Origin of the sequence: Ohtaekwangia kribbensis (assembly GCF_042676245.1) — a bacterium.
GTDB lineage: Bacteria > Bacteroidota > Bacteroidia > Cytophagales > Cyclobacteriaceae > Ohtaekwangia > Ohtaekwangia kribbensis.
Genome location: NZ_JBHTKA010000001.1, coordinates 1,787,794 through 1,800,429 on the forward strand (window position 1 = coordinate 1,787,794; position 12,636 = coordinate 1,800,429).

The 12,636-nt window shown below is 43.5% G+C and carries 11 protein-coding genes and 1 pseudogene; 2 read left to right on the forward strand and 10 right to left on the reverse strand.

The annotated features are described in order from the left end of the window. Positions 1-2 precede the first annotated feature (2 nt). The 7 genes and pseudogenes from ACFQ21_RS07125 to ACFQ21_RS07155 all read right to left on the reverse strand — a co-directional run bounded on the left by ACFQ21_RS07125 (position 3) and on the right by ACFQ21_RS07155 (position 6,847). Entirely contained in the window at positions 3-1,367 is a 1,365-nt protein-coding gene (locus ACFQ21_RS07125) for an amidohydrolase (protein WP_377576857.1), read from the reverse strand. Between the two features lie 13 nt (positions 1,368-1,380). Beyond that, positions 1,381-3,057: an amidohydrolase family protein gene (locus ACFQ21_RS07130; protein ID WP_377576860.1), complete on the reverse strand. Its 1,677-nt coding sequence runs from the start codon at positions 3,055-3,057 to the stop codon at positions 1,381-1,383. Positions 3,058-3,179: 122 nt separating this feature from the next. Further along, the gene (locus tag ACFQ21_RS07135) at positions 3,180-3,527 is read right to left on the reverse strand and encodes a translation initiation factor (protein WP_377576863.1); all 348 of its coding nucleotides are present in this window, start codon (positions 3,525-3,527) and stop codon (positions 3,180-3,182) included. A gap of 597 nt (positions 3,528-4,124) precedes the next feature. Further along, positions 4,125-4,316: pseudogene (locus ACFQ21_RS07140) on the reverse strand (DnaJ domain-containing protein); the annotation flags it as partial. Further along, the gene (locus ACFQ21_RS07145) at positions 4,313-4,717 is read right to left on the reverse strand and encodes a DUF3052 domain-containing protein (RefSeq protein ID WP_377576867.1); all 405 of its coding nucleotides are present in this window, start codon (positions 4,715-4,717) and stop codon (positions 4,313-4,315) included. The gene ACFQ21_RS07145 and the pseudogene ACFQ21_RS07140, both read right to left, overlap by 4 nt. 112 nt (positions 4,718-4,829) lie before the next feature. Further along, entirely contained in the window at positions 4,830-5,399 is a 570-nt protein-coding gene (locus ACFQ21_RS07150; protein WP_377576870.1) for a hypothetical protein, read from the reverse strand. Between the two features lie 80 nt (positions 5,400-5,479). Further along, positions 5,480-6,847, reverse strand: a complete 1,368-nt coding sequence (locus ACFQ21_RS07155) for an LPP20 family lipoprotein (protein WP_377576873.1) — start codon at positions 6,845-6,847, stop codon at positions 5,480-5,482. A 140-nt stretch (positions 6,848-6,987) separates the two neighbouring features. Here ACFQ21_RS07155 and ACFQ21_RS07160 point away from each other — a divergent pair, with 140 nt between their 5' ends. Continuing rightward, entirely contained in the window at positions 6,988-7,500 is a 513-nt protein-coding gene (locus ACFQ21_RS07160) for a hypothetical protein (protein ID WP_377576876.1), read from the forward strand. A gap of 70 nt (positions 7,501-7,570) precedes the next feature. On the opposite strand, the gene ACFQ21_RS07165 is transcribed toward ACFQ21_RS07160, so the two are convergent. After that, positions 7,571-8,068: an SRPBCC family protein gene (locus ACFQ21_RS07165; RefSeq protein WP_377576879.1), complete on the reverse strand. Its 498-nt coding sequence runs from the start codon at positions 8,066-8,068 to the stop codon at positions 7,571-7,573. 121 nt (positions 8,069-8,189) lie between these two features. Continuing rightward, entirely contained in the window at positions 8,190-10,319 is a 2,130-nt protein-coding gene (locus tag ACFQ21_RS07170; RefSeq protein ID WP_377576882.1) for an elongation factor G, read from the reverse strand. A 287-nt stretch (positions 10,320-10,606) separates the two neighbouring features. Here ACFQ21_RS07170 and ACFQ21_RS07175 point away from each other — a divergent pair, with 287 nt between their 5' ends. Further along, on the forward strand, positions 10,607-11,440 hold the full coding sequence (locus ACFQ21_RS07175; RefSeq protein WP_377576885.1) for a DUF4412 domain-containing protein: 834 nt from the start codon (positions 10,607-10,609) through the stop codon (positions 11,438-11,440). 234 nt (positions 11,441-11,674) lie between these two features. Here ACFQ21_RS07175 and ACFQ21_RS07180 read toward each other — a convergent pair whose 3' ends face one another. Then, complete coding sequence (locus ACFQ21_RS07180; RefSeq protein WP_377576887.1) at positions 11,675-12,577, reverse strand: TonB family protein; 903 nt, start codon at positions 12,575-12,577, stop codon at positions 11,675-11,677. Between the last annotated feature and the right edge of the window lie 59 nt (positions 12,578-12,636).

Sequence of the window (12,636 nt, forward strand, 5' to 3'; positions counted from 1 at the left end):
GCTTAGTTAACATTAAAGATTGTTTCAAACTCGGAGAATGTTCCTTCCATGCAGCTTTCATGTTCGTGATCGCGATCTTCAAACGTAGCGATCTCAATCTCCTGCTTCGGATCTACATAGAGGCGCATGTCGTCCTGATCTTTCTCGCGATCAAATCGTACGATACCATCTACAATGGATACCATCGGTATAGTATAACTGGACAATGGGTGACTTTTAAAGATGGCTATATCTGCATCTTTACCCACTTCGATCGAGCCGACACGACTTTCAATACCAAGTTGTTTAGCAGGATTGATGGTGATCAGCGCCAATGCTTCATCATCGGTTAATGCACCGTACTTCTGTGTTTTGGCAGCTTCGTGGTACAGGTGCCTCATCAATTCGCCATCATCAGAATTGATCGATGTTGTTACTCCGTTCTTTGTAAGTATAGCAGCATTGTAGGCCGTTGAATAGTATACTTCAAATTTATACGACCACCAGTCAGAAAACACAGATGCCATAGCACCTTGTGCTGCAAGCTCAGGCGCAACTTTAAATCCTTCATTCACGTGCTGGAATACAATTTTATTGATTCCGAAATCCTTGCACACTTTCAACATCATATAGATTTCATCGGCGCGATAGCTGTGGCAGTGAATGATGATGTTTCCTTTCAGGATCTCGCCCAATGTCTCAAGTCTATAATTATAGGCAGGCGGTGCACCACGAAATCCTTTTTGTGATTTTGATTTCGTATAGCTGTCCCATGCCGCGGTGTATTCCTTTGCTTTCGAAAATGCTTCGCGCATCACAAACTCAACGCCCATGCGTGTACGCGGCACAATGTTATTACCTCCACCATGCACGCGTGTCGGGTTTTCACCCAATGCAAATTTGATCGTGCGTGGTGCGCCCTCCATGCGTAGTCCTTCCGGATCTTTGACTCCATAGCGGAGCTTTATCGTTTCGCATTGGCCTCCTATAGCATTGGCAGAACCGTGCATGGCATGTATCGTTGTAACGCCACCGGCCAATGCTCTATACAGTGATATCTCAGATGGATTGATCACGTCTCCTACAAAGACTTCCGCTGTTACCGGGTTGGTAGCTTCGTTAATATCATCTATACCCTGGTGCGAGTGTGCATCAATGATACCCGGCATTACAAACAAGCCCGTTGCATCAATAACTTTATAGCCGGCAGGTGCTGCTATATTATTCCCCAACTGACTGATCTTACCATCCTTTACAAGTACATCTGTATTCTGCAGCGTGCCTTTTGTTATGGTGAGCACCGTTGCATTCTTGATCAGTATATTTCCTCGTTCCTGTGCCAGTGTAACCTGTACAGCCAGCATTATAATTAACAGTATCTTTTTCATTCTTGCTGGTATATTAATTTTTAAGCTGGGGTTTCTTCTTCCCTTCTACCGGTAACTTTTCGTTCTGTCCAAAGGTAGCGTTGCCTTTAAAGGTGGTTCCTTCCACGACAGCATCTACTGTAATTTTAAACGCGTTACCACCTTCGGTCATGGTAAATACAAACTTCAGCTTGTTACCATCGAGTGAGATCTCATCAAATGTGATGGCCTGCGGAAAACGGTTACCCGAAATTTTACCGGTATATTTATCACCTTCTTTTTTGATCGTGATAACCGATTCACTTTTACCCTGCGGTGTTTCCGAAGTAATGTCCCATTCACCTTCTATTACAACCTTAGCATCTTTCTTTGGCTCAGGCGTTTCATTCTTATAAAGTATACCTTCTACAAATACATACTTGACTTTTGATTTCTCATCGAAGTATGGCTTACGGCTGATAACGAGGTTTGCGATCTTACCAGCATCAACAGAACCTAATCGATCGCTCAATCCTAATAACTGCGCAGGTGTTGTTGTTAATGCAGCGAGTGCCTGATCTTCCGTTAAACCTGCCTTTATCATTCTGCGCAGGTTCGCCTGTATATCTTTTGTTTTAACTGACAGGGTTGAGAACCCGAAAGGTATACCGGCCTGCTGAAAGGTTAGTGCCTGTCCTACATACTTTGTAGCAAACTCTGCTTTGCGTTTATCGAGTGCCTCTTTCTCGGCATCGGTCATGGATTTAGGAACATCTTTTTTATCATCTTTCTTCTCCTCTTTTTTCTCTTCCGGTAAATCGAGACTCAGAAAAACTTTTGCTCCGGATGTTTTAAGTTTACCGGTAACATCCCATCCTTCCTTTACATCACCAATGATGAGCGAGAATCCTAAATCTTTCTGCAGTGTAAGAATGCGGTGTATATCCCATACTTTCTCGGCTTTGAACAACACCGGTATACGTTTATCAATTACCGGGTAAAACGACTCAAGCAAACGACTGGAACCAGGACGTTCTATACCTGCGCGGTTCGATGCATATACCGATGCATAAGTTTTCTGTTGAGACGCTTGTCGATATAGTTCGCGCCACTTGGCAATTACGGCCATGGTAGTTGCCGGGTACACGCGCTCGGCCGGTGTGAGTTCTGAGTATAATGATGATTGAGACAACAGTACCATATCATCAGCAGATTTACCGGCAAGCTCCACGATAGCACCGCTTCCGGGAAGCATACCTCCGTATGGTACAACATGCGCTGTTGTAAAACCGATGGTGCGTAATTCTTCAATCGCTTTCTCGGAAGGATTTATATAGTTACGCACATCGATCTGTGGTGTAATGCCTGCACGATCATCCGGAGGATTACCGGGATCTTTTACGCGATCTCGGTTTTCTTCGCGTGGCTTTACAACACCGGTGCGCGACAAGCCATCGATGAATCCGGCATATACATATAAACTATCGGATTTGATAATGATAGCTTCGGCAGGTATAGGTATATTCTTTCCAACAGCTTTGATCAAACCGTCTTTGATGACAAGCGTGGCCATATCAATTTTTCTGCCGGGGGCTTGTATAATATTTACGTTGGTAAACGCATACGTTCTTGTAACCGGTGGGAGCTCGCGTTCGTCCTGTGCACGAAGCAACAGGGGCACGAATAGCAAACTTAATAGCAGATATACTCTGCCAGAAGAGCAGTTCTTCATGTATAATTCAGGTTTTGGTACTACAGGCAATAAAATATGTTTTTGCGGCAAGATCAAACCGCTCAAGGAAAAACAGCAAGTATGGTAAAATGAAAAAAGGCCGATTGGACAGGCCGACTTGCCTAGCCTACACGCTTGGCTTTATACCCTTCTTTCTGAAGGATCTGCACTACTTTATCGCGAACATCGCCCTGGATGAGAATCTCTCCGTCTTTAGCAGAACCACCCACGCCACATTTAGTCTTGATTGTTTTGGTGAGAGTGTCCAGATCGGAAGCGCTTCCTACAAAACCGGAAACGAGTGTAACCTGCTTGCCGGCACGACCGCTTTTATCGAGCGATACTTTCAGGTTCTGTTGTTGTGCCGGAAGCGTTTCTGATTCTTCATTCGATTGATAGCTATATTCAAAATCTGATGATGTTGAGTATACAATGCCATCCCGCTTTTTCCAGTCGTTCTTTTTACTCATAGCTCACAAAATTAAGTATAAATTAATGATCAGCAGAATGCCGCATACAATACTGGCATTGAAGTAATACTCGATGTTATGGCGTCTGAGCAAACCTGTTAATGCGGTTGCAAAAAGTACGGCCGGAAAAAGTGCCATCGCACCGTATACATATCCGAGCGGGACCGTGCGATCGCCATTCTTGATGGACATCACAGTTCCGTATACCAGTGTCTTTCTATACTCAATAACTTTCCCGATGTCCAACGGGCCACCTACTTCAAAACCATATATCCGTATCTTCTTACCCGACTCCATGATCATCACGCTGTGACTATAGCCGCCCTTTCTGCCGTGTACATTATAGCCGTTCACGATCTTTTCCGTTTTGGTTGTATAGGGTAAAATATAGTCTGTCGCAAAAAGTATAGTTACTGCGAGTCCTGCCCAGCAAAGCCATTGCACGTATGGCAAATACGTATGCATGAGCTCAAGTATACGCTGGCGTTCGCTTTTGTGGTATACCGGTGGACGTCTTCTGCGGTAAGCCGGATCACGGTGTACGGGCTCTGCCTGTTCACGAACTACCAATGCGGTAAAAGGAGTCTGGCGTTTCAGATCATACTCAACTTTTTTATGCGGATCGCTCAATACATCGTATGCCTCTGCAATCTCTTTGAACAACGCTTCTGCTTTCGGATCAGGGTTCTTATCAGGATGATACTGAACCGCGAGCCTGCGATACGCACGTTTTATATCAGCCCCCTGAGCGGAGTGATGCACGCCCAGTATTTGGTAATAATCCTTCATCGGTCTTTTATTCTAAAAACGAATTTCAATCCAGACCACACATCATCTACAGCACACACTTTAACATCAACCAGTCCGGCTTCGAGTCCTACAGCACGAATTATATTCTCATCAAGATCTGTCTGTACTCCTGAAGATTTCTTTGGCCACGACACCCACAGCATTCCATCTTTTTTAAGATGCTTTTTGCTTCGCACAAATTCTTTTTCAAAAACGCTGCGCTCTTTAACAAATACGTGAATGAAATCAAGTTCTCCCGTTAATGTTTGTCTTATCGCCACACGTTCCGGCAATGGCTCGAGCCACGTCCAGTAGCCCTCTGGTTGCTTCTGTACAAACATACAAAAACCAGGCTTTATGCCGAGCTTCTTTACGAGCGGAGTTGCGGAATAACCAGCCATCTGCCTTTGTATAATTCCTGATAAAATACAGATAAAAATCCAAATCAGAGTTACCGGCAAAAAAAAGCCACCTGCTTCGAGGTGGCTCTCCTTGTTCGTATGTGTAACGGAATTAGTTGTTACCGAGTTTCTCCATTTCCTTTTCGAAAGTTTCTTTGAACTTCTCGTAATCATAATCGATTTTGAGACGTTCATCTTTCGACATGCGTTCGTTGTAGGTTGCTACCAACTCATCAGCCGAAAGCTCAATCGCAATATAGGTTTTGTAGTTTCCGGCTTCTGTTTTCATCAGTTTTTCGCAAATCGTTTTAAGACCGGTGAGTTTCTGATCTACAATCTCGCGATTCAATTGCTCAAAGCGTTCTTCCACTTCTTCCTTGTTATTCAATTCGCGAGAGTTGGTATAGTTATCCGTAACTGCTTTTACAGTAGTTTGAATACTGGCAGCCAGTTCAGCGCGTGCATTGGCGAGTGCTTTCTTTTTAGACGTTACCTGGTCCATGCTTTCACCAATCGAGTTGGCGCGGAAAAATTTATTCGTAGTGAAATAATCAGAACCTGAGCAAGGAACGATAACTTCTTTCTCGCCCGTTGGAGCTTTCTTCTCTTTGCTTTTGCAGCCAACCACAAATGCTCCAGCCAGGGCAAGGAATACAAAAGCAGAATAGGTAATTTTCTTCATAATCAATCGAAATTTAGTGACAAGTTATAGTACGCAAATCAAATACCAAATTGTAAAGTAAATCTTTAGATGACGATGTACTATTGAAGTACAGTATTCAATAATTCATTCATTCGCTCTTTTTCAAGGGTCTCCATGGATTTGTTATAGGCATCGATGCTGGATTTATCATAATCAAGACCATAGCCTTTTATACGATCCAGTGTTCCGGCATATATCTCCTTCCCTTCTTTAACAGCCGTTACTTTAATGATGCTGGTTAAATACGTAACGTAAATGCTGCCTGTAACTGAGCCTTTTTCAGAATCTGCCTTTACATCAAACCAAAGATCGGCATTCTGTTTATCATCGGTAAATTCAAAGCCATTGTTCGCCAGGAGATTGCGGAGCTTATTGCTGATCTGGAAGTTTGGCTTGTTCTGTCCAAAACTCTTTTCATCGGCCGTCATGAATACAACCGGGCGTTGCACCTTTAGCGTTACCTGTGCACGCGGCACATTTAAGGTAGCGGCAATGAGTTTATATACCGGTGATCCGCTGGTTCCACTCATAGCATCTACATCAACCTTTATACCTACAGTTTGTTCCAACTCCTTCGAGCTGATCTTGTTCATCAGGATTTTGCTCTGTCCTTTCTCGTCTGTTTTATAGTTTGGAAAAACATCGCCTGCTCCTTTTTCGAACGCTGCATACAGCGGCAGATTTATAGCGGGTTTATTCAGATCTTTATAGGTGGCTTTCGCAGTAACAGTTTGTGTGCTTTGGTTTATTCTCCGATTCAATTCTATCGTAGCCGGATCAACGCGAACGTTTATCTTATCGAGCACATTCTGAACGGAAGCATATATTTCATTTACAAGCAGCACTTCTTTACCTTCTACCGTAACACGAATAGCTTCCCCTAAATATTTTTCAATGCTGCGAAAGGCCTGGAAGTAATACGTTACAGATTGCAAGCGCTCTCCATCTTTCTCGGCTTGTCTTGCTTTCTGAAGATAGTCGGTAGCGAGTAATGTAGCGTTGCGTTTTTGCTCTTCCTTTATCTGGCGGTATCGTGCAATCGACAACCGATAGTATACCCAGTAGTTGGCTTCATCTTCCCACGCATCTACCAGTTCAAACTCTTCTATTTCATCGGCCGTGGTAGTCTTGATGATCTGCTCATACTGTTCGGTAAATTTCTTGTCAGCCTCGAACTGGCTAAGCACTGAAGTACTTGAAACATTTACTTTTATATCAGACACCAGATCGTCAAGCGCGCTCTTCTTGGCAGCCTGTATATAGTTGTTGGAGCCGTCTTTTTTACTATGCCCAATGCCGGTATAGTAGCCATCCTGGTAAGGTTCCGTACGCAGCCAGGCTGGCTTTAAAGATTCAGGATCTGGCGGCTGCACCTTAGGGCTACAGGCTGAAATTATTAATAAGAGTAGCGTAAAAAGTCGTTTCACAAAATAACCTTAAGCAGTTGAGCGTTTGAGCTATTGCCACATCCGTGCCAATTTCTCGTCCGGACAAATCTACACGGGAAAGGGGTCGGAAATGTTTGGCGAATACTATTTTTTTTAACTTTATCGTAAATCCGATATATATGAAAAAGGTGATTGGTGGAATTATGCTGGTGGGGAGTCTGGTTGCCTGCCAGGACAACGAAACAACGGGCGACAAGGATTTTACCGGCAATGAAACGGTTTATGCACTTACTGCCGGTTCGGAATATGATGTAGACGGAACCGTAACACTGAAAGAAAAGACGGATGGCAGCACCGTGGTAATTGTTGCACTTTCAGGAACAGAGGGCAGTGCGGAGCACCCGGTACATATACACCTGGGCGATATCTCTGCTCCGGGCGCAGATGTATACGCTTTACTCAATCCTGTCGTGGGGAGTGTTGGTACAAGCGAAACAACGCTTACTAAAGTAGCCGATGAGTCTGCCATTACCTACCAGCAACTGGTAGCCCTGGATGCCTGTATGAAAGTACACCTGGCCGCCACCGGTGAAAGTAAAGATATTATTCTGGCAGGCGGAAACATTGGAAGTGCTGTAACCAAAGCCTCTTCTTCCGGACGCGTTGCGTTTGGAGTATGCAAAAGTGAATAGAGTGAATTTCTGATATATAGTTCGCTATATAAAGAGCCGTTCCGCAATGGAGCGGCTTTTTTATTTTACATCAGGCGTTGATCACATCGTGCAACTGATCATTTTTATTACGAAGATCGATACCGCCCTCCAGGAAAGATTTAAGATTAGCGAGGTAGAAAGTCCAGCCCTGCATACAGCCGAGGTGGTAATTCACTTTTCCTTCTTCGGTAAGCGGTATATTACTCTGCGTAAGTACACATACCGTTTCGTACTGTTCTTCTTTCACATGTACATTTACGATGCATCCGCCCGAGAATGTAAATTGAAACGAATCTATACCGTTAGCCTGCAATACCTTTCCATACTCTACGGTCTCATCGCCATAACCAAACCATAGCCATGTATAGGTATCACCAGCCTGCACGTTGCTCTGTGCATCACGCGGTGTACCATCGGGTTTTACAAATGCTGCCAATCGCAGAAACCATTCTTCCAGGCCCTGCTGTGTTGCCCAACTGTTATAAATAGCCTTTGCATCGGCTTTGATGCTTATGCGCTTGGTAAATGTACTCCAGTCATATTGCATACGATGATCGTTTTATATCGCTTCTCTTGTTACTACTGCAAGATGCGACAAAAAATATTATCCCGCAGATTGCGACTTACGGAATGCACAACCTGCAGGATAAATCCTCCAAACTATATATTTATACTTCCTCCAATACCTGCAACGACTTGGCCAGCTTCTGTTGTAACTCGAAAGATACTGGCACAAAGTCAGCGAAGCGTTGTTTAAAGCTTGCACGACCCTGCGTAAGCGAGCGTAATGTAGTGGAGTATTTATCAAGCTCCGCCAGGGGCACGCGTGCTTTTATTACCTGGTAATTCCCTTTACTGTCCATACCCATGATGAGCGCCCTGCGGGTTTGCAGGTCGCCCATAACTTCGCCCATAACTTCTTCCGGTAACATAATCTCAACGTCATATACCGGTTCGAGTAACTGAGGCTCTGCTCTCATAAACGCATCTTTAAACGCCATCATGCCCGCTATCTTAAACGATATATCATTGGAATCAACCGGGTGCATTTTACCATCGTATACCATCACACGCACATTGCGAACATACGATCCGGTAATCGGACCTTCTTCCATTTTCTCCATAACGCCTTTGAGTATGGAAGGTATAAAGCGTGCATCAATCACACCACCCACGATACAATTATAGAATACAAGTTTACCGCCCCATTCCAGGTCGAGCACTTCTTTACCACGCACGCTATATTCCGTAGGGTCGGGCATGCCTTCGATATAGGGCTCTATTTTGAGATGCACTTCACCAAACTGTCCTGCCCCTCCCGACTGTTTTTTATGACGATAACTGGCCGTTGCACTCTTGCGAATAGTTTCGCGATATGATATACGTGGACTTTCAAAATTAACGTGAAGCTTATATACATTCTCTAAAAACCATTTGCATACCGCCAGGTGTAATTCACCTTGTCCGGATACAATTAGCTGTCTTAATTCTTTTGAATATGCTACTTCAATGGTTGGATCTTCCTGGTGTATCTTCTGCAATACTTCACCGATCTTCTCATCATCGTTTTTACTCAACGCGATTACAGCCGTGCGAATACGAGGCTCCGGAAATTCAATAGGCTCTATAGTAACATCAAATCCTTTCGCGTGAAGTGTTTGATTGGTAAAGGTATCTTTCAATTTTAGAGTAGCCCCTATATCTCCGGCTACTAACTTATCAACCGGTGTTCTACTCTTTCCATCCATAATAAAGAGCTGATGTATACGCTCTGTTGCACCGGTCTGACTATTGATAAGTTCTGAGTTTGTTGTTACTTCTCCTGATATAACTTTGAAGAAAGACAGCTTGCCCAGGTTAGGCTCGATATGTGACTTGAATATAAACAATGCAGTGGGTTGTGCCGGATCAAACGTAAGATCTTTGCCATCGGTAGTACGTTCGGGTGTAGCTTCGCACGGGCAGGGTGCTACATTATCGATAAAGCCCATCATTCTGCCACTGCCCATATTGCGTTTGGCCGACATGACAAACACCGGGAATACATCGTGATGAATCATACCCAGCTTTAGTCCTTCACGCATCTCGTCTTCATCGAGTGTACCCTTTTCAAAATATTTTTCCATCAGCTTCTCATCGTTCTCGGCTGCCTTTTCTACCAGAACATTGTGCAGTACGGTAGCACGTTCTTTTTCTTCCGCAGGTATAGGAAGTTTCTGCGGTCTGCCGCCTTCGGGCGGAAATTTATACATGACCATACGCAGCAGATCGATGATGCCATGAAAACTCTCACCTTGTGTTACGGGGTATTGCATTTGCGTAACGGCACTACCAAAACGCTCGCGCAGACTGACAAGTGCAGCATCGAAATCGGCTTTGGGATGATCAACCTGGTTAACAGCAAAAATGGTTGGCTTTTGAAAACGATCTATATAATTCCAGATGAGTTCCGTACCTACTTCTACACCATGTTGTGCGTTAACCACCATCACACAGGTATCGGCTACACGCACAGAAGAAATTATCTCACCTATAAAATCATCAAAGCCCGGAGTATCAATGATGTTGATCTTGTAATCGTGCCATTCGCTATGGAGTGTGGTGGCGAACACCGAGTTCCCTCGCTCCTGTTCTATCTCATGATAATCGGATATAGTGTTCTTACCTTCAATAGAGCCTCTCCGGTGTACAATGCCGGCTTCGTAGATCATGTCTTCGGCCAGCATGGTTTTGCCGGCCTTGGGCGCCCCCAGCAGAACAATGTTCTTCAGGTGCTTTTCATCATAGACTTTCATCATGGCTGTAGAATTTTAGGTGGAAGAATTCGTAAGTATACCTGTACGTTTTGATAACGTTCCCTGAATGCGGACCCCATGAAGTTTTTCATAGGCAGGTGTTTTTTAGGAGTAAGAAATACAGCGGACGGGGAAGAGTGATGGAAGTTACAGCAAAAAGTGGAATGATGAAAGTGCGGACGCGTTAATCGTTATCCGTTAATCGTTATCGTGTCATCATCTATAATGATTATCTTGTAACGAATAACGGTATAACACGTACCAACGTTTAACGAAACAAAATCATGAACATGAAAAAAGTACTCCTCACCCTCAGCTTGATCATCCTCGTCATGCAAAGTCGTGCTCAGTCATTTGAAGGCATCATCAAGTGGGCTATCACAATGGATATCACCGATCCGAAAATGAAGGCTGAAATGGAAGAAGCGCAGAAGCGCATGAACGATCCTGCCAACCAGGCTAAGATCAAAGAGATGGAAGAAAAGATGAACGACCCGCAGTTTAAAGCCATGATGGAGTCTAACCCGCAAATGAAAGCGCAAATGGACGCTGCTATGAAAATGATGAAGAGTGGCAACCTGTCATCCATGATGCCAACGGGCTCAACGGCAAAAGTAAAAGATGGCAACACGCTGTTCTCTATGGAAGGTGGTATCATGTCTAACTACGAAGTACTTTCGCTGAAAGGTAAAAATGAATCGTACCAACTCGACCGGCAGAATAAAACTTACTTTGTTATGCCACACAATACCGAACAAACCGAGCAAGAGAAAAATGTAAAAGTTACAAAGACCTCTGAGACAACAAAGATACTCGGCTATAGCTGTACCAAATATATAATTGAGTATTCCGATGAGAAGCACAAGATGCAGCAAATACTTTGGGCTACCAAAGATATACCCGGACTGGACCTTAAAAACATGGCCAGCAACAAAATGAACCGTTCGCAAAAAATATACTATGACAAAATCGATGGAGCACCTCTAAAGATTGAGATGCACATGGAGCAAGGTAATATGGTAATGGAAGCCAAGGAGATCAAGAAGCAATCCTTAGCAGCATCAGAATTCACAATACCTTCCGATTTCAAAAAAGTAGATATGCCATACGGCAGTGTGCGATAACTGCAATACTAACAGTGCTCCTTCGCAGGAAGGAGCACTGTTAGCAATGTAAATTCCGGTCGCCAGGTTCGCTATATATACTTCAGTTTTACCATAAACTAATCGCGTTTCTGCACGATAGCTGGCAACCCAATTTTATCTACAATCTCGATATATACAATGAAAAAGAAAGGCATCGTTTTCACAATGCCTTCGGTATATTTCATTTAATCTAAGTTTTCGTGCATACTGCGCTTATGGTTTATCTTTGGAAGGCAGTTTAAAATTTATTGGAAGAACAAAACGAGATTTTACTGGCACTCCCTTATACTCGGCTGGAATCCATTCGTCCATCGATGCCACTGCATTTAGGGCGGCCGCATCACAATCAGCACTGAGACCTTTTACTACTTCCCAGTCCCTGACAGCTCCGCGCTCGTCAACCATGAAAGTCACAAAAACAGTACCTTGTATACCACGTCTTCTGGCTTCACTTGGGTACTTTACGGTTAGTTGCAGATATCGTGCGAGTGCTTCCAGGCCACCTTTGAATTGCGCCTCTTTATCAACACGATAAAACTGAGTATCCTGCTCAAGTTCGTCAACATTACCTAATCCTGTCGCTACAGAGTCTTCTATCAAAGTAAAACTTTTTTCGCCTCTAACAGATCGTGCAGGTATCATTCCATTTCCATTTGATAACAGTGTTGTTCCTGCTGAATTTATATAGGTTATGTATTTAGTTTTTCTACCCGGTGTATTGTACAACTCAAACTCTAAACCACCGTCCATATAGTACGATTTATAAGTCCCTATCTTTTCATCGTTGCGATAGTTAGTCTCTTCTTTTATTGCTCCATTCTCATAGTATACAATATTTTTACCTTCATAAATTAACCTGGGAGCAACTTGCGAGCATTCAGCAATTCTTTGAATTTTTCCCGAAATGAAGTAATCACGAACAACAAATCTTGTAGAATCTTTGTACTCTACCGTTCTATAAAATACAGCTTTTTTGGGATCCGAGACAGGACTCCAGTGCTTGTTGAAATATTGGGGTTTATTTTCAAGTGACTGAGCATGACCGTTTATAGCAAAGCACAAAACTGCCAACAAAATTACAGGTGTTCTCATATGAGAATAATACAGGTTAGGCATAAAAATAAATGACTTCAGATTCTTAAGATTCTGAAGTCACTCTAAATAAATTCTTCTTT